Origin of the sequence: Mesorhizobium sp. LNHC221B00, assembly GCF_000502935.1 — a bacterium.
Lineage (GTDB): Bacteria > Pseudomonadota > Alphaproteobacteria > Rhizobiales > Rhizobiaceae > Mesorhizobium > Mesorhizobium opportunistum.
Window position 1 is genome coordinate 99256 of sequence record NZ_AYWR01000023.1, and the last position, 16986, is coordinate 116241.

Sequence of the window (16986 nt, forward strand, 5' to 3'; positions counted from 1 at the left end):
AGAGGGGACATCTAAATGAGCCGAAAGAGACCGACCGTCGCCGACCTGCGCGCCATGAAGGGCAAGCGCCAGCTGACCATGCTGCGCGTGCTCAACCTGGACGAGGCGGAGGCCGCCGAGCGGGCAGGGGTCGACATCGTCTCGGTGCCACCCGAACTGGTGCTCAACCCTCAATACCGCGATGCAGCACCCAGCCTGTTCACCATGCCGGGCGAGAATTTCTTCGAGATCGGTACGGCGGATGACTTCGTCCGCTGGGCCTTCAGGCTCTACAAGGCAAGCGCCGACGCGGTCTATTGCAGCGCCGGCTATGCCACGATCAAGCGGATGGCTGATGACGCCATCCCCGTCATCGGCCATGTCGGCCTCATTCCTTCCCGCGCGACCTGGACCGGCGGCTTCAAGGCGGTCGGCAAGACCGCCGAGACCGCCATCCAGGTGTTCGAGGCGGTGAAGCAACTGGAGGCCGCGGGCGCCATCGGCGCGGAGATCGAAGTGGTGCCGGTCGAGGTGGCCAAGGCGATCTCGGAGCGCACCTCGCTGATCATGCTGTCGATGGGGGCGGGCACCGGTTGTGACGCGCAATATCTGTTCGCCGACGACATTCTTGGCCAGAACCGGGCCCACATGCCCCGCCATTCCAAGGTCTACCGCAACTTCGCCGCCGAATATGACCGGCTGCAGGCGGAGCGGGTGGCGGCATTTTCCGAATATGTCGCCGACGTCAACAGTGGCGCCTATCCCGAGGACAGGCACATCGTGCACATGGATCCGGCCGAGCTAAAGCTGTTTCTCGACAAGGTTGGCCGGGGTTAAGGTCCAATTCCCGCCGGCAAGCGCGGCATGGAGCGCTTCGGCCTCGACGCCGAGCGGCCGGTCTTCCCTGAGGGCAGGGATGAGCGCGCGCACCGCCGCATGGATCGCGTCCGTGCGCGGCGCCAGCACCACCCCCTCGCGGAGGTCGACCGCCTGCGCGGCGGCCATCAGTTCGAAGGCGATCAGCCGCCGCCACAGCGCGATCATGGCGGCGCATTTCGAAACCGCCAGCGGCGTCTGCGTGGCATGATCCTCGACGCCTTCCGACACGGGCAGGAAATCGAGCATCACCGGATTGGCCTTGTGGCGGATGCTGGCCAGGATCGATGTCACCGTCTTCTGCAACGGCACGAAGCCGGCCGAGGCGCCGCCGACCGGCGACAGATATTTCGGCAAGCCGTTGCGGCCCGGGCCGGTGAGCTGGATGAAGCGGGCCGCGCAGGCGGCCGCACTTTGCGCGATCGCCAGGCCAAGCGTCTCGAAGGCGAGCGAAAGCGCGGCCGTATGGAAATTGCCGGTCGACAACACCAGTTCGTCGTCACCGAGCACCAGCGGGTTGTCGGCGGCGGCGTTGAGTTCGATCTCGACGGCACGCTTTGCCTGACCGATCGCCTCGATCAGCGCGCCGTGGATCGACGGCATGCAGCGGATCGACAGCGGGTCCTGTATGGTTGTCGGGGCTGGTGCCTCGTCACGGGCGAGGAGATCGTGCAGCGCCTTGGCGGCTTCAGCTTGTCCGGCGGCCGGGCGGGCCATGTGCAGGCGCGGATCGAGGATGGTGCGGTTGGCGCCAAACCCTTCCATCGTCAGTGCGCCTGCGTGCTGCTGCTGGGTCAGCGCCGATAGCGCATCGGTCACCGCAAGCGCGCCGCTGCCCACCGAAACCGCCGAGGCGTTGATCAGCGACAGTCCGTCCTTGGGCGCCAGGCTGATCGGCCCGAGACGCGCCATCATCAGCGCCTTGGCGGCCGGCATGCGACGGCCCTGATAGTCGGCCTCGCCTTCGCCGATCAACAGGCGGGCAAGTGCGGTCATCAGCACCAGGTCGCCGGCACCGATGGAGCCGAGCGACGGCATCACCGGATGGACGCCGGCGTTGAGTGCGTCGACCAGAGCGACAAACACGGCGGGCGAAAGGCCGGAGCCGCCGGTGGACAGCATCGCCGCGCGGGCGACCATGGTTGCTCGCACGGCTTCGACCGGCAGCGCTTCGCCGACCGCGGCGCTGCGCCCTTCCAGCAACTGGCGCTGGAAGGCACTGGCATCACCCTGGACTGTCGTGCCGAGATTGGCGCCGAGCCCGGTGTTCAGGCCATAGATCTGCTGGCCGGAGGCGGCAGCCTGGTCGAGCACCTTTCGCGCTTTCTCCAGCCTGCCGACGACATCGGGTCCGATCTCTACCTTGCGCGCCTCGCGAGCGACGGTGGCGACATCGCCGACGCTGACACCAGTTCCGGTAAGGACGAGCGCGCTCATGCGAAGCGCAGCCTCTGGCCGATGCCTTTTTCCCCTGCCTTGGCCAGCATCGCCTTGCCCAGCGCGATGTCTGAAAGCGACAGGCCGCGATGCCAGAACAGGATGGTTTCGTCGTCGCTCTGGCGCCCGGGCTTGAGGCCGGCGGCGATCTGGCCAAGTTCGGCATGCAGCGTCTTTTCGCTCAGCCGGCCGGTTTCGACATGGGCGCGCAGCGAGCCGAACTTGCCGCCCTTGCACTGGCCCCAATCGTCGACGACCATCTTCTGCATGATGTCGGTCAGCGACAGCTCGACCGCGCTCATCGTGCCGTAGGGCACGACCAGAGCTCCGGGCTTGATCCATTCGGTCTTGAGCAGCGGTTGCGGCTCCGGCAGGCGCGAAGCCTCGACGACGATGTCGGCGCCTTCGACGCAGCTCTTCCAGTCGGCCACGGCCGTGAACTTCTTGCCGAGATCGGCGGAGAGCTTGGCGGCAAAGCCGTCGCGGCTCTCCGGGCGGCGCGAATGGACGCGGATTTCGTCAAAGTCGAAGAGATGATCGAGCAGGCGTACGTTCCAGTAGGCGGTGCCGCGTGCGCCGATATGGGCCAGCACCTTGGAATTCTTGCGCGCCAGATGTTTGGCGCCGATGGCGGTGACGGCGCCCGTGCGCATGTCGGTGATGACGGTGGCGTCGAGAATGGCGCGCGGCGCGCCGGTGCGCGGATCGAACAAATTGAGGATGCCGAATTCCGAGGGCAGGCCGTGCAGGTAGTTGTCGACGTAGTCGCCGACGATTTTCACACCCGCTGTATCGAGTGGCGCGACGTAGCCGCGCAAGACATTGAAATGGCCGTGGAAGGATGGATCCGGTTCGAGATGAACACGTGGTTCGATCACCGTCTGGCCCTTGCCCTGGGCGACAAGGCCGGCCTCGACGGCGGCAATGATTTCGCCATCGGTCATGGCAAGCGCATCGATGTCGAGGGCATTGAGGTAGTCGATATAGATCGCCTTCATGTCGATGCGTGCACTTTCCTCGATTGCCCCGCTCATCCCATAGCAGGCCACGGCGCGACACGAAAGTTTGTTGCGCTATCTATGGACGCAGCTTGCCAAATGCTGTTCAAACCGATCCGTCATGACTGCCATTCCCGAGACTGAAGCCTTGTCCGAAACGGCCACGAATGCGCGGCGCGTGGCGCTGATCGTTGCCATCGCGTTCTTCATGCAACTGCTGGATTCGACGATCATCTCGACGTCGCTGCCGCAGATGGGTGCCTCCTTCGGTGTGCCGGCAGTGGCGATGAGCATCGGCATCACCATCTACATGCTGACCATGGCGGTGTTCGTGCCATTGTCGGGCTGGCTCGCCGACCGCTTCGGCGCGCGCAACATCTTCCTGGTGGCGATCGCGCTGTTCACTTTGGCATCGCTCGCCTGCGGCTTCTCGCAAAACCTGACCGAGTTTGTCGCCGCCCGCGCGGTGCAGGGGCTGGGCAGCGCGCTGATGACGCCGGTCGGGCGCATTCTCGTCCTGCGCAACGCGTCGAAATCCGAGCTGCTCAATGCCACGGCGCTGATCACCTGGCCGGCGCTGTTCGCGCCGGTGGTCGGGCCGGTGCTCGGCGGTTTCATCACCACCTATCTGTCCTGGCACTGGAATTTCTTCATCAACATACCGCTGGGCGCGATCGGGCTGGCGCTGGTCGCGCGCTTCATTCCCGGCGACCGCGAGGCCGACCCGAAGCCTTTGGACTGGCCGGGGTTTTTCCTGACATCGGCGGGGCTCGCGCTGCTGCTCTACGGCCTCGAGCGCATCGCCCATCCCGAGGACGGCGTGCTGCCGACGGTGCTTTTGATCGCGGCGGGCATCGTCATCAGCTGGCTGGCGGCGCGGCATCTCCGGCGCGCGCCGCATCCGCTGCTCGATCTCTCCTCGTTCAAGGTACTGACTTTCGCCATCTCGACGCTCGCCGCTGGCACCATTTTCCGGGTGGCAATCAACGCCACGCCGTTCCTGCTGCCGCTTTTGTTCCAGGTCGGCTTCGGCCTCAGCCCCGTCGATGCCGGCATGATGATCCTGGCCTATTTCCTTGGCAATCTCGGCATGAAGACAGTGACGACGCCGACTTTGCGGCGTTTCGGCTTCCGATCGGTGATGGTCGTCAACGGCCTGATCGCATCGGCCTCGATCATGGCCTGCGGGGCGATTTCGCCGCAGACACCACAGGCGCTGGTGGTGGCGCTGATGCTGGTCGCCGGCCTGTCGCGTTCGATGCAGTTCACGGCGCTCAACACGCTGGCCTTCGCCGATATCGAAGCGGCGCAGCGCAGTTCGGCGGCGACGCTGTCGTCCATGCTGCAGCAGGTGGCGATGCTGTTCGGCGTCGCGGTGGCGGCGGCCATCCTCAATCTGTCGCAGATCGCCAGGGCACAGCCGGCGCTCGACCTCGTCGACTTCCGAATCGCCTTCCTGGCGATCGGCGTCATCGGACTGGTGGCCGCGCTGCGATTTCTGGTGCTGCCGCCCGGCGCCGGCGCCGAGGTTTCCGGCCACACGCCGACGAACTGAAAATCGAATTTTTCCGCCCGGCGCGGAGATAAATTCCGTCTTGTCCTTTCGCCTTGATCCAGCACTTTCGCGAACAGCTGACACGGCGCAATCAATTGCCAAAAAATGCAGGCTTTTCCATGCATTGCGCCAGCTTAGGCAATCGATGCGTCCACTCGACGAATATCGACATGGGGCCTCGTTCCGGACGCGGATTCATTTGACGAACCGGCGCCGAGCCGATTAGCTTTTGGTTTCGGGATGGCAGCGCTGCCATCGGGGCGAATGCAGACATGAACACGACCGGCTGGCCGAACTTCAGGAGCCTGAATCAGGAAGGCATTGTCTTTGCCATAGCGGTGGTGCTGTTCGTTGCCGCAGCGATCGGCCTGCCGGGCTTCATCGATCCCAACAACCTCGTCGCCATCGTCCGCTCGGTATCGGTGCTGGGGATCCTCGCGCTCGGCATGGCGGTCGTCATCATCGGCCGCGGCATCGACCTCTCCGCGGTGGCGATCATGGCGATGTCGGTCGCTTGGTACCTGCAATTGCTCAACACCGGGACCTCGGACGGGCTGGCCTTCGCCTATGTGCTGGCCGGCGTGCTGGCGATCGGACTGCTCAACGGTTTTCTCGTCGCCTATGCCGATGTGCCGGCGATCTTCGTCACGCTGGCGACCGGCTCCTTCGTCTTCGGCTATGTGCGCTCGCAGCTGATCACCCAGGATGCCGTGCCGGTGCCGCAGGGCCATTGGGTGGAATTGCTGGGCGGCCTGCGCTTCCTCGACATTCCGATCGAGGTGTTCGTCTTCGCGGGGCTGGCCTTCCTGTTCTTCCTGTTCCTGCGCTACACCAAATGGGGCCGCTACATCTATTTCGCCGGCGACAATCCGGTGGCCGCGCGCAACATCGGCATTCCAGTGCGGCCGATGCTGGTGCTGCGTTATGTGCTGTCCGCATTCGTGGCGTTGATCGCCGGCCTGCTGACGGCGGCCAGCCTGCATTCGATCAACACCCGAATCGTCAATTCGACATTGCTCTACGACATCGTGCTGGTGGCGGTGATCGGCGGCATCGGCCTGTCGGGCGGACGAGGCGGGGTGCGCAACGTGCTGGTCGGCGCGGCGCTGATCGGCATTCTCTTGAACGCCATGACCATCATCGACATTCCGCTGCTCTACCAAAACCTGATCAAGGCGGCGATCCTGCTCGGCGCTATCATCGTCGACGGCATCATCAATCCACGTGACGAGCAGACCGCCCAGCAGGGCGACATTTAGGGGTACCCGGCGCGATCGCGACGATCGGCCGGCAATGAAAACCGAACAGAGGATGTGACGACATGAAACTGATCAGAACACTGATGGCCGCGGCCACGGCGCTTGCCGTTACCGCCTTCGTGGCGCCAACCTTTGCCGCCGAGGATCCGGGTCCGGCCGCCTATGCGCAGGCGCTCAAGGGCAAGCGCGTCATGCTGGTGCCGCTGGCGATGGGCTTCGATCTGGCGCAAGGCTGGTCGCACTATTTGAAAACCGAAGTCGAGGCCTGGGGCGGCGTGTTCGAAACGCGCGATCCGAACTGGGTCGTCGATGCCGGCGCGCAGGCGATCACCGACGCCATTTCGTCGGACACCAGACCCGACGTGCTGATCATCCATGCCCCCGACCTCAACTCATACTCCAAGCTGATGAAGAAGGCGCAGGCCGCCGGCACCTATGTAATTCTGGTCGACAATCCCGCCAACTTCCCGGCCGACGCCTTTGTCGGCAGCGACTGGGACCGGCTTGGCCAGCTCGAGGCCGAAGCGGCGATCAAGGGCTGCGGCGAAAATTCTTCCAAGAAGATCGGACTGGTGCAGGGCGACCAGGCGAACTCGTCCAGCCTCTATCAATATGCCGGCATCATGAAGGTGCTGGACAAGCATCCCGACTTCAAGGTGGTGGCCAAGCCCGACTCCAACTGGGATGCGACGACCTCGCGCAACGTGACGACGACGATGCTGCAGCAGAACCCGGACATCTGCTCGATCATCGATTTCTGGGATGGTGACGCCACCGGTGCTTCCGCCGCGATCCGCGACGCCAAGCTCGACGGCAAGGTGTTTTTGGTCACCACCGGCGGCGGCGAGAAGGCGGCCGATTGCGACAAGCTGGCCGACGGCACCTATGGTGCCGTGGTGATGACCGACCTTGCCCGACAGTCGGGTGACATGAACGCCATCATCAAGTTCCTGCTGCAGAGCGGCCAGCCGGCCGGCACCTCGCACACCTACATCTACACGCTGGAGAAGGCGACGACCAAGGCGGACCTGAAGCCCGACAGCTGCTGGGACCTGAAGGCGCTGCAGGCCGAAGCGGCGGCGAAGTAAGCCGATCCTTACAAACACCAGTCAATGAGGTGGCCGGATTGCCCGGCCACCTCTTTCTCTTGCCGCAGTGAGCCGATGTCCTTTCGCGAACGCCTCCAGTCCTGGCGCTACAATCTCGTGCCCGACCATCTGGTCGGCGAGATCCTGACCAAACGTTGGACCGACAACGCCATTCCGTTCCTGGCGCTGGTGGTGACATTGGCGACCTTCGGCTCGATCATTCCGGGCTTCTTCAAGCTGACCTCGCTGCAGGAATCGACCCGCCAGCTCGGCGAGTTCTCGATGGTGGTCACTGGTATGACGGTGGTGATGCTGGGCGGCGGCATCGATCTGTCGGTCGGCTCGATCTTCGCGCTGTCCTGTTTTTCGGCCGTCTATGTCTTCTTCATCCTCGAACAGTCGATCTGGCTGGCGCTGGCCGCATCGCTTGCCACCGGACTCGTCTTCGGCGCCATCAACGGCTATCTCGTCGGCTACCTGCGCCTGCGGGCCTTCCTCACCACGCTGGTCACCTTCATCTTCGGACGGGCGCTGTTCGACATCCTGGTCACCACTTACGCCGCCGACGTCCAGCTTTCGACGGCGACCTCGGATGTGCTGGATTTCATCGGCGACAGCACCTTCTGGGGGCTCTCCGTGTCGGTGTGGCTGGCCATCATCCTGGCCATCGTCACCCATATCGCGCTGACGCGCTCGCGGCCGGGCTGGCACGTGCTGGCGGTCGGCGGCAGCAGGCGCTCGGCGCACAATGCCGGCATTCGCGTGCGCCGCACCGTGTTCATGACCTATGTCTTCTCCGGTTTCTGTGCCTCGATCGGCGGTTTCCTCATCGCCTGCCGGTTGAGCGGGGCAGGGCCGGGCACCGGCCTCAATCTCGAGATCATGGCGCTGACGGCTGCGGTGGTCGGCGGCGTCAGCCTCGGCGGCGGGCGTGGTTCGGTGATCAAGGGCCTGATGGGCGCGATCATCGTCTTGACGATGACCAACGGTCTGATCCGGCTGGGCTACGGCACCGGCACCAACCAGATGGTGCTGGGCATCATGCTGGCGGTGGCGGTGACCATAGACATCCGCTGGCTGAAGAACCGGCACAAGGTGCTGAACGAAGTCTATGTCGCGCCGGTCTATCTCAAGATGGGCGAGACGCAGTCCGCAGCACCAGGCTCCGGCACGCCTTATGAACTCGACAACCGGCTGTCGGCGGCCGACCATATCGGGCTTGACGAGTTGGAAGGGCCGGAGGACGTCATCCTCGACCGCGACGACAATCTCTACTGCGGCACGCGTCATGGTGAGATCGTCCGCTTTTTCGCGCCCGATTACGTCAAGTCGGAAGTGTTTGCCCATATCGGCGGCTTTCCGCTCGGCCTCGCCTTCGACAAATCGGGCAATTTGATCAGTTGCGTCGGCGCAATGGGGCTCTATTCCGTCTCGCCGGACCGCGAGGTGAAACGCCTGTCGGCCGAGACATCGCGTTCGTGGACCTCGATCGTCGACGACGCGCGGCTGCGTGATCCCAACGACTGCGATATCGCACCTGACGGCCGCATCTATTTTACGGATTCGACGAAGCGATACGACGCCCATGACTGGGCGCTGGACTCGATCGAGAACCGCGCTACGGGGCGATTGCTGGTCTACGACCCGAAGGACGGGTCGACTAGGACGCTGCTCGACGGCTATCGCTATACCAACGGTGTGTGCATGGCGCATGACGGCAAGTCGTTGTTCTTCGCCGAAAGCTGGGCCTGTCGCGTGCATCGCTACTGGCTGGAGGGGCCGAAGGCCGGCACCGCCGAATGCGTCATTCGCGACATGCCTGGATATCCCGACAACATCAACCGCGCCTCGGACGGCAATTACTGGATGGCGTGGCTCGGCATGCGCACGCCGAGCTTCGACCTGTCGCTGCGCCATCCCGACATGCGCAAGCGCATGACCCGCCGGCTGCCGCAGGATGAATGGCTGTTTCCCAACATCAACACCGGCGGCGTGGTGAAATTCACGGAGAAGGGCAGCATCGTCGAGGCGATGGGCGACCTCACCGGCGGCGCGCATCCGATGGTCACTTCGATGCGCGAGCACAAGGGCTCTCTGTTCGTCGGCGGCATCCTCAACAACCGCATCGGCCGCTACAAGATTTCAGGCGCCGACCCGAACTGGACCAGCCCGGCTTCCTATTGGGGAGCAGCATCATGATCCTCGATCCGATCCTGGATATGTTTCGCGGCAAGGCGGTGACCATCCCGCCGCTGGATGGTGCGTTCCGGCCCAACACGCGGCTGGACGATGCGCCGGCTTTTGCGGAGCTAACCGAGCCGGATAATCTGCTGGTCTCCGGTGACCGGCTGCTGGCTTCCAGCGGCAACGCCGTCTATTCGCTTGCCGCCGAAACCGAGCCCAAGGTGGTCGAGACCTTTTCGTCCCCCATCACGGCGTTGGCTCTGTCGCGATCGGGTGAACTGACCGTCGGGCTGGAAAACGGCAAGCTGCTGATTGGCGGCCAGGAGATTTCGCCGCCGGCCGGTGTCCGCTGCATCACCGCACTTGCCTATGCAGAGGATGGCACGCTGTGGCTGGCCAATGGCTCGCTCGACCATACGCCATCGCAATGGGCCGCCGATCTGATGAAGAAGGGCGCGTCCGGTTCGCTTTGGAAGCGAGACCCGGCCGGCGGGGACTTCCGCAAAGTGGCCGGCGATCTCGCTTTCCCCTACGGTCTCCATCCCGTCGGCGGGGACGTTCTGGTCAGCGAAAGCTGGCGCCATCAGCTCGTCCGCCTTGACGGCGCGACCGGCAGCCGCGCGACGGTACTGACGCATCTGCCTGGTTATCCTGCTCGCCTGTCGCCATCCGCGGATGGCGGGGCATGGCTGACACTGTTTGCGCCACGCAACCGGCTGATCGAGTTCGTGCTGCAGGAAACGCACTACCGGCAGGACATGATCGACCAAGTGCCGCCGGCATACTGGATCGCGCCGGCGCTGGCCTCCAGCCGCAGCTTCCTCNATGGCTGACACTGTTTGCGCCACGCAACCGGCTGATCGAGTTCGTGCTGCAGGAAACGCACTAACGGCAGGACATGATCGACCAAGTGCCGCCGGCATACTGGATCGCGCCGGCGCTGGCCTCCAGCCGCAGCTTCCTCGAGCCGCTGCAATGCGGCGGCATCCGCACCATGGGCATCCACAAGCCGTGGTCGCCGAGCCGCTCCTATGGGCTGGTGGTCAGGCTCGACCAGAGGATGCAGCCGCAGTTCAGTCTGCACAGCCGCGCCAATGGCACACGCCACGGCATCTGCAGCGTGGCGGAAAAGGGGGGCGAGTTGCTTATCGCCTCCAGGGGTGGCGACTGCATCCTTTCCGTCGACGCGGGAGGTTTCTGATGGAACCGATCGTTCGCCTGGAGAACGTCACCAAGAATTATCGCGGCGTGCCGGCGGTCAGACAAGTCAGCTTCGAACTGCGCAAGGGCGAGATCCACGCGCTGCTTGGCGAGAACGGCGCCGGCAAATCGACACTGACCAAGATCATCGCCGGCGTCGTCGATGCCACTTCGGGCAAGATGTTCCACAAGGGGCAGGAGATCGCCTACGCGTCGCCGCATGCCGCACTTGAAGCCGGCATTGCCATGGTGTTCCAGGAGACCAGCCTGGTGCCGTCGATGACAGTGGCGCAGAACCTCTATCTCGGTACTGAAAAATTCCTCAACCGGCTGCGCGGCACGTATATTTCAGCACAGCAATTCCTGCAGTCGCTGAATTTTCCGGTCGATCCGAACGCCATGGTGGCGACGCTGGGTGCCGCCAAGCGGCAGATGGTCGAGATCGCGCGCGCGGTGCACCACAATGCCGAGATCATCATCTTCGACGAGCCGACGGCGACCCTGACGCCGGAGGAAAAGCGCCACTTCTTCGCGCTGATCCGGCGGCTGAAGGCGAGTGGCGTGTCGATCGTCTTCATCAGCCATGCGCTGGAGGAGGCGCTTGCCATTGCCGACCGCATCACCATCCTGCGCGACGGCGAACTGGTCATCACCGACGACACATCCGCCTTCGACCGCGACAGAATTGTCGCCGCCATGGTCGGCCGCACCTTGTCGGGACAGATCTATCGTCAGCGCGACGAGACCAAGCTGCGCAAAGCCGGCAAGAAGGTGCTCTCGGTGCAGGACATCTCGATGAGCAATGTCGTGCGCAACAATTCCTTCTCGATCTTCGAGGGCCAGATAACCGGCGTGTTCGGGCTGATCGGCTCCGGCCGCACGGAGACGTTCAAGATCGTCTCCGGCATCTACAAGCGCGATTTCCTGCGCGGCGGCGCTATCGAACTGGACGACAGGCCGGTGCGCTATCTCGTGCCGAGCGAAGCGGTGGCCGACGGCATCGTCTACGTCACCGAGGACCGCAAGAGCGAGGGCATTTTCGAGACCATGGGCATCGCCGAGAACCTGTTTGGCGGCCTGCTGGCGGCAGGTCGCGAAAAGGCATGGGTGATCAACCAGCAGGAAATGCGGCAGCTTTCGGCCGAATGGACGAAGACGCTGAACATCAAGACGATCAACGACAATGCGCGCGTGGTCGAGCTCTCCGGCGGCAACCAGCAGAAGGTGGTGATCGGCAAGGGGCTGGTGCAGCAGCCGCGCATCGTCATTTTCGACGAGCCGACGCGCGGCGTCGATGTCGGAGCCATCGCCGAGATCCACCAAATCATCAACCGGCTGGCCGACGAGGGCCTCGCCGTGGTCGTCATCTCGTCCTACCTGCCGGAGATCATGAACCTGTCGGATCGGATTCTCGTGTGCCGGCAAGGCCGCATCGTCGAGGAGTTTTCCCCGGCGGAGGCGACGGAGGAGAAGATCATGTATGCGGCGGTGCACTAGGTGGCGGGCCAGGCGGATGATCGCACCGTTGGATCGAACACCGGAAATTAGCCGAGGCATCCGTCATTTCGTCATCCCCGGGCGGAGCAAGGAGCGTAGCGACGCAGCGCAGACCCGAGGATCCATGCCGGGACTCGGAAGCGCTGCCACGGTGCGGAATTCTGCTCCGCTGCACACTTCGATAAACGTCACGGAATGGATCCTCGGGTCTCCGCGACGGAGCTTCGCTCCTGCTTCGCCTTAGGATGACGAAGGTGAAAAGCTTCGGCCAATCATCAAGATCGTGTTTCGATACGCACGAAAACTGAATCAGAAGAGCCGACTAGCCATCTTTGCTCATGACCTGATTCAAATCACACGAAAGGAAAATGCCATGGCCACCACTAAACTCCTGAGCGATGCCGAGGTCGAAAAAATCCCTGATGTGAAGGCCGTGTTCGACGACATCCGCGCGATACGGAAATCGGATTTCGTCAACAATTTCTGGCGCGGGCTGGCCAATGATCCCCCAGCGCTGAAGCGGATCTGGGAGCAGCTGAAAGTGGTGATGGTGGCGGACAGCGCCATCGATCCGCTGACCAAGGAGATGATCTACATCGCCGTCTCGACCGCCAATGGCTGTTCCTACTGCGTCCACTCGCACACCGCGGCGGCACGGGCCAAGGGCATGACCGACGCTCAGCATGGCGAACTGGTGTCGATCATCGGGCTCGCCGGCCAGACCAACCATCTGGTGACGGCGATGCAGATTCCGGTCGATCCGCAGTTCGAGGTGAAGTGAGGGGAAGACCCGCTCTACACCGGCCGGTACACCTTCTCCGCCGTATTCCAGAAGATATCCGCCTCCGCTGCCGGACCATGCCTGGCCACCGCATCGCGGTGCGCCTTGATCAGCTCGGCGTGGCTGGTCCACAGTTTCTCGATCGGGAAATTCGAGCCGAACATCAGGTGGTCGGCGCCCAGGATTTCGATTGCATTGTCGACGATATAGGTGATCAGGGCCGGATCGTTGCGGTGGACGAAAGTGCCGAGGCCGGACAGCTTGGCGTAGAAATTGGGCGCCGCCGACAACGTGCGCAGGCCGGCTTTCCAGGCCTCCGTCGTCTCCGGATCCATGCCGGTCAGCATGCCAGCATGGGTGAGGATGAAATTGGTTTGCGGATTCTCGCCGACCAATGTCAGCCCATCCTTCATCTGGGCGGGAAAAAGCTGCAGGTCGAAGGACAGGCCGTAGTCCTTGAGCCGCGCCACGTTGGCGCGTACCTTGGGGTCGATGACCTGGTCGGGGGAAGAGGCAAAGCGGAAAGCCGGGGTCTCGTGCCAGTGGAGTTGCATGCGCACGCCGCTCAGCAGCTTATATTTCACCAGGCGGTCGATCTGGTGGCGTACATCGTCCACCGTCATGTCGGCATAGCCAACAATGGCATGTGGCCAGCCGGTCTCGTCCGATGTCTTCTGCAGGAAGGCGACTTCCTTCTCGAAATCTTCCTTGGCCCAGTTGGTCTGGACATAGACGGCCTTTTCGACGCCCGAACCCTTCTGGTCCTCCAAAAACTCGGTGATCGGATAGTCGCGACGGATCGGCTCGTAGTGGCCGAAGATGCGCGGCACCATTGGGCCGACCAGCCAGGGCTGATCCTGCTGGCGCCAGATGTGGAAATGCGCGTCGATGGCTTTCTGCATCACGATACCCTTTTCCAGATGGTCTTGGCCGCCGGGGCGGGGCGGGCAAGCGACAGGATGAAATCGGTGAGGCCGTCGAGCGAGGAGCCGTCGACCAGATCGTCGAGGACCGGCAGGATGGCGCGGAGCGCCGCCGTCTCCGGCCGGAAGCGCGGGTCACCGGCCAAAGGTGTGGCGAGCGACAGCCGGAAGGCGCGGGCGCGCAGCCGGCGCATGGCTGTTTCCAGTTCGGCATGGTCGCCGCGCTCCAGCGCGTCGGACAGGATAACGATCGCGGCACCGCGCGCGAAGGATGAGAAGCGCGGCACCGAGAGGAAGGCGAGCAGCGTCGGCCCCATGCGGGTGCCACCGTCCCAGTCGTCGACCTGGGCTGCCGCACGGGCCAGCGCCTGGTCGCGGTCGCGGATGCGCAGCGGCGTTGTGATGCGGGTCAGCCTTGTGCCGAAGGTGAAGATTTCGGCGCGGTCAGCGCCCTGCACGGCGGCGTGTGCCAGCTTGAGATAGTCCGCTGTGTGAAGCTTCATCGAGCCGGAGACATCGATCAGCAGCAGCAGCTTGCGTGGTACGGTCTGCCGCCGGCGCAGCAGCGGCGAGGGGACATCGCCATCGGCACTGACGATTTCCCTGAGCGAGCGGCGCAAATCGAGCTTGCCGCGCCAATGGGTGCGCACGGTGCGGAAGGAGCGGCGGGCGGGCAGGGCGGCCGACAGTCTTCGGCGAAAGGCGGCCAGCCTGTCGTCGTCGCGTTGGAAATCGCGCATGCTCAATCGCTCGAGCACCGAAGACAGCTCGCCGCCCTCCTGTCGCTGCTCGGCTTCGATCCGCTCGTCGTCGGCGCCGCCATCATCCTTGATTCGGGTTTCCTCATCGGCGTCGGCTTCGACCACGGCGGATGCGTTGCCATAGAAATGGCTCTGGAAATGCGCCTCGAATTCGTCACGGCGGTCCGGCGGTGGCGCGAGCGTGGCAAGGGCGGCCTCGCGTATGTCGGCCATCGAGCGTGGGCCGAGCAGCGTCACCGCCTGCATGAAGCCGGAGACTTGCTCGGGTGCGATGGCGAAGCCGTGGCGGCGCAGCAGGCGGGCGAAGCCGAAGAGGGGCACGGCGGCGCGGGGCAGGCTTGTTGCCCGCATCATTCTGTGTCGCCCCCCTCTGTCCTGCCGGACATCTCCCCCTCAAGGGGGGAGATTGGCAGCTTTGATACTTCGCTCAGCTTTGCGATGCTGGAGATTGGCGAAAGCCGCGATGGCGGCTGATCTCCCCCCTGGAGGGGGAGATGTCCGGCAGGACAGAGGGGGGCGCTGTCCCGCCAGCGTTGCGGAATGAGGTCCCGGCTCACGCCAGCGCCTCCTCGACGATGCGGCCGAGCTCCGGTGCGATATAGGACAGATCCTCCTCGTCCTTGATCAGCACGCCGATGGCGCGGCGGAAGGCTTCCGGCCATGGGCTGCCGCCTTTTTCGAGGATGGTGGCGGCATTGGCCCATTCGACCGCTTCGGCTATGCCCGGCGGCTTGGCCAGCGGCCGGGCACGGATGGTCTGCACGGCGGTCGCCACGGCGCGCGCCGTGCCTTCAGCGACATTGCCGGCGCGCAGCATGATGATGGCGGCTTCGCGCTCGGCGTCGGGATAGCCGATCCAATGGTAGACGCAGCGCCGGCGCAGCGCTTCGGCCAATTCGCGGGTGCGGTTCGAGGTCAGGATGACGATCGGCTGAGCGGCGGCGCGAATGGTGCCGCGCTCGGGAATGCTGACCTGGAAGTCGGAGAGGAATTCCAGCAGCAGCGCTTCGAACTCATGGTCGGAACGGTCGATCTCGTCGACCAGCAGCACACGTTGCTCCGGCGCCTTCAGCACCTGCAGCAGCGGCCGCGCGATCAGGAAGCGATCGTCGTAGATGTCGATCTCATGCTCCCCGGCATGGCGGATGGCGAGCAGCTGGCGCTGGTAGTTCCACTCGTAGAGCGCGTGCGCGGCGTCGATGCCTTCATAGCATTGCAGCCGCACCAGATCGCGGCCGAGCAGTTCGGCGATGGCTTTCGCCGCTTCCGTCTTGCCGACGCCCGGCGCGCCTTCGAGCAGCAGCGGCTTGCCCAGGCGGATCGCCAGGAAGATCGCGGTCGCAAGGCTGTCGTCGGCCAGATAGCGCGAGACGGCGAGATGCTCGGCCACCGCCTCGGGTGAGGTCGCAACAGACTCGGCGCTTGTCCCGTTCATTTCGGTCCTCAGTTCGCCGCTTGCGCCTTGAGCGCGCGCAAGATGCGCTCCGGCGTGATCGGCAGCGTGTCGATGCGTACGCCGACGGCGTCGAAAACGGCATTGGCGACCGCCGGTATCTGCGGGTTGGCGCACATTTCGCCAGGCCCCTTGGCACCGTAAGGCCCGTCGGCCGAGGGCCGTTCCAGCACGATGATCTCGGTCTCGGCAAGGTCGCCGGGGCCTGGCATCAGATACTGGTTGAAGTCGGTACCGCCATGGTCGCGGTTGGGATAATAAGGCTCGGTCGTCTCGTAGAGCGCGTGGCTGATGCCCATCCATGAACCGCCGACGAGCTGCTGCTCGACCATTTTGGGGTTAAGCGCGCGGCCGATCTCGAACACGTTCTTCACCGTCAGCACGGTCACTTCGCCGGTTTCGTCGTCGACCTCGACCTCCGCCACCGTGCAGGCATGCGCATAGCAAGTCGATGGCTTCATCGCGCCGGTCTCTTTCTCCGGATAGGAGCGCGGGATCAGGAACATGCCGCGGCCTGATATCGAGCGGCCGCGCTTGAAATGCGCCGACAGGGCGACGTCGAAGATCGAGATCGATTTCTGCGGCGCGCCCTTGACCAGTATGTTGCCCTGGCCGTCGGTCTCGAGGTCCGACGCATTGACTTCCAGCTCTTCCGCCGCCACTTCCAGCATCACCTGGCGGGCTTCCTTGGCGGCCTGGATGACGGCATTGCCGGCGCGGTGGGTGCCGCGTGAGGCGAAGGTGCCCATGCAATGCGGGCCGGTGTCGGTGTCGGCGGTGTCGACGACGACACGGTCCGTCGGCACGCCGATGGTCTCGGCGCAGATCTGCGCCATGATCTGCTTCATGCCCTGGCCGAGATCGACTGATGACAAAGTCACCATGAAATTGCCGGTTGGTGTCGAATGGACCAGCGCCTGGGTCGGGTCGCCGCCAAGGTTCATACCGGTGGGATAATTGATGGCGGCAACGCCGCGTCCGCGCCTGATCGCCAT

Annotated in this window: 14 protein-coding genes and 1 pseudogene; 9 read left to right on the forward strand and 6 right to left on the reverse strand. The window is 64.1% G+C overall.

Going from position 1 to position 16986, the window contains the following annotated elements:
• Nucleotides 1-15: 15 nt before the first annotated feature.
• On the forward strand, nucleotides 16-816 hold the full coding sequence (locus tag X741_RS142560; RefSeq protein WP_023779815.1) for a 3-methyl-2-oxobutanoate hydroxymethyltransferase: 801 nt from the start codon (nucleotides 16-18) through the stop codon (nucleotides 814-816).
• Here X741_RS142560 and hutH read toward each other — a convergent pair.
• Nucleotides 781-2292: a histidine ammonia-lyase gene (gene hutH, locus X741_RS142555; RefSeq protein ID WP_023779816.1), complete on the reverse strand. Its 1512-nt coding sequence runs from the start codon at nucleotides 2290-2292 to the stop codon at nucleotides 781-783. The two genes, X741_RS142560 and hutH, sit on opposite strands and share 36 nt — an antisense overlap.
• Nucleotides 2289-3290: an ornithine cyclodeaminase family protein gene (locus tag X741_RS142550; RefSeq protein WP_023779817.1), complete on the reverse strand. Its 1002-nt coding sequence runs from the start codon at nucleotides 3288-3290 to the stop codon at nucleotides 2289-2291. The genes hutH and X741_RS142550 overlap by 4 nt, the downstream gene beginning before the upstream one ends.
• Before the next feature lie 121 nt (nucleotides 3291-3411).
• Here X741_RS142550 and X741_RS142545 point away from each other — a divergent pair, with 121 nt between their 5' ends.
• From X741_RS142545 to X741_RS142520, 8 genes and pseudogenes are all read left to right on the forward strand, one after another.
• Nucleotides 3412-4845 (forward strand): DHA2 family efflux MFS transporter permease subunit, encoded by a 1434-nt coding sequence (locus X741_RS142545; protein ID WP_023779818.1) that lies wholly within the window; start codon nucleotides 3412-3414, stop codon nucleotides 4843-4845.
• Between the two features lie 272 nt (nucleotides 4846-5117).
• Entirely contained in the window at nucleotides 5118-6104 is a 987-nt protein-coding gene (locus tag X741_RS142540; RefSeq protein WP_023779819.1) for an ABC transporter permease, read from the forward strand.
• Between the two features lie 62 nt (nucleotides 6105-6166).
• Nucleotides 6167-7192, forward strand: coding sequence for a sugar ABC transporter substrate-binding protein (locus tag X741_RS142535; RefSeq protein WP_023779820.1), 1026 nt, complete (start codon nucleotides 6167-6169; stop codon nucleotides 7190-7192).
• Nucleotides 7193-7267: 75 nt separating this feature from the next.
• Nucleotides 7268-9391, forward strand: coding sequence for an SMP-30/gluconolactonase/LRE family protein (locus X741_RS142530; protein ID WP_023779821.1), 2124 nt, complete (start codon nucleotides 7268-7270; stop codon nucleotides 9389-9391).
• Nucleotides 9388-10200: pseudogene (locus X741_RS1000000171700) on the forward strand (hypothetical protein); the annotation flags it as partial. The gene X741_RS142530 and the pseudogene X741_RS1000000171700, both read left to right, overlap by 4 nt.
• 74 nt (nucleotides 10201-10274) lie before the next feature.
• Complete coding sequence (locus X741_RS0135730) at nucleotides 10275-10577, forward strand: hypothetical protein (protein ID WP_031250404.1); 303 nt, start codon at nucleotides 10275-10277, stop codon at nucleotides 10575-10577.
• Nucleotides 10577-12073, forward strand: a complete 1497-nt coding sequence (locus X741_RS142525; protein WP_023779822.1) for a sugar ABC transporter ATP-binding protein — start codon at nucleotides 10577-10579, stop codon at nucleotides 12071-12073. The genes X741_RS0135730 and X741_RS142525 overlap by 1 nt, the downstream gene beginning before the upstream one ends.
• A gap of 373 nt (nucleotides 12074-12446) precedes the next feature.
• The gene (locus X741_RS142520) at nucleotides 12447-12854 is read left to right on the forward strand and encodes a carboxymuconolactone decarboxylase family protein (protein ID WP_023779823.1); all 408 of its coding nucleotides are present in this window, start codon (nucleotides 12447-12449) and stop codon (nucleotides 12852-12854) included.
• A gap of 14 nt (nucleotides 12855-12868) precedes the next feature.
• On the opposite strand, the gene X741_RS142515 is transcribed toward X741_RS142520, so the two are convergent.
• The 4 genes from X741_RS142515 to X741_RS1000000171575 form a co-directional block, all read right to left on the reverse strand.
• Nucleotides 12869-13756 (reverse strand): amidohydrolase, encoded by an 888-nt coding sequence (locus tag X741_RS142515; RefSeq protein ID WP_023779824.1) that lies wholly within the window; start codon nucleotides 13754-13756, stop codon nucleotides 12869-12871.
• Entirely contained in the window at nucleotides 13756-14892 is a 1137-nt protein-coding gene (locus X741_RS142510; RefSeq protein ID WP_023779825.1) for a VWA domain-containing protein, read from the reverse strand. Before X741_RS142510 ends, X741_RS142515 begins: the two co-directional genes overlap by 1 nt.
• Before the next feature lie 199 nt (nucleotides 14893-15091).
• Nucleotides 15092-15973 (reverse strand): MoxR family ATPase, encoded by an 882-nt coding sequence (locus tag X741_RS142505; RefSeq protein ID WP_023779826.1) that lies wholly within the window; start codon nucleotides 15971-15973, stop codon nucleotides 15092-15094.
• Between the two features lie 8 nt (nucleotides 15974-15981).
• Complete coding sequence (locus X741_RS1000000171575) at nucleotides 15982-16986, reverse strand: molybdopterin cofactor-binding domain-containing protein (RefSeq protein ID WP_023779827.1); 1005 nt, start codon at nucleotides 16984-16986, stop codon at nucleotides 15982-15984.

What these genes read in the sequence shown, in the direction of transcription:
- X741_RS142540 (WP_023779819.1), top strand. Translation starts at nt 5,118, where the DNA reads ATGAACACGACCGGCTGGCCGAACTTCAGGAGCCTGAATCAGGAAGGC.
- X741_RS142530 (WP_023779821.1), top strand. Translation starts at nt 7,268, where the DNA reads ATGTCCTTTCGCGAACGCCTCCAGTCCTGGCGCTACAATCTCGTGCCC.
- X741_RS0135730 (WP_031250404.1), top strand. Translation starts at nt 10,275, where the DNA reads ATGATCGACCAAGTGCCGCCGGCATACTGGATCGCGCCGGCGCTGGCC.
- X741_RS142545 (WP_023779818.1), top strand. Translation starts at nt 3,412, where the DNA reads ATGACTGCCATTCCCGAGACTGAAGCCTTGTCCGAAACGGCCACGAAT.
- X741_RS1000000171575 (WP_023779827.1), bottom strand. Translation starts at nt 16,986, where the DNA reads ATGGCGATCAGGCGCGGACGCGGCGTTGCCGCCATCAATTATCCCACC.
- X741_RS142505 (WP_023779826.1), bottom strand. Translation starts at nt 15,973, where the DNA reads ATGAACGGGACAAGCGCCGAGTCTGTTGCGACCTCACCCGAGGCGGTG.
- X741_RS142550 (WP_023779817.1), bottom strand. Translation starts at nt 3,290, where the DNA reads ATGAAGGCGATCTATATCGACTACCTCAATGCCCTCGACATCGATGCG.
- X741_RS142560 (WP_023779815.1), top strand. Translation starts at nt 16, where the DNA reads ATGAGCCGAAAGAGACCGACCGTCGCCGACCTGCGCGCCATGAAGGGC.
- X741_RS142515 (WP_023779824.1), bottom strand. Translation starts at nt 13,756, where the DNA reads ATGCAGAAAGCCATCGACGCGCATTTCCACATCTGGCGCCAGCAGGAT.
- X741_RS142525 (WP_023779822.1), top strand. Translation starts at nt 10,577, where the DNA reads ATGGAACCGATCGTTCGCCTGGAGAACGTCACCAAGAATTATCGCGGC.
- X741_RS142520 (WP_023779823.1), top strand. Translation starts at nt 12,447, where the DNA reads ATGGCCACCACTAAACTCCTGAGCGATGCCGAGGTCGAAAAAATCCCT.
- hutH (WP_023779816.1), bottom strand. Translation starts at nt 2,292, where the DNA reads ATGAGCGCGCTCGTCCTTACCGGAACTGGTGTCAGCGTCGGCGATGTC.
- X741_RS142535 (WP_023779820.1), top strand. Translation starts at nt 6,167, where the DNA reads ATGAAACTGATCAGAACACTGATGGCCGCGGCCACGGCGCTTGCCGTT.
- X741_RS142510 (WP_023779825.1), bottom strand. Translation starts at nt 14,892, where the DNA reads ATGATGCGGGCAACAAGCCTGCCCCGCGCCGCCGTGCCCCTCTTCGGC.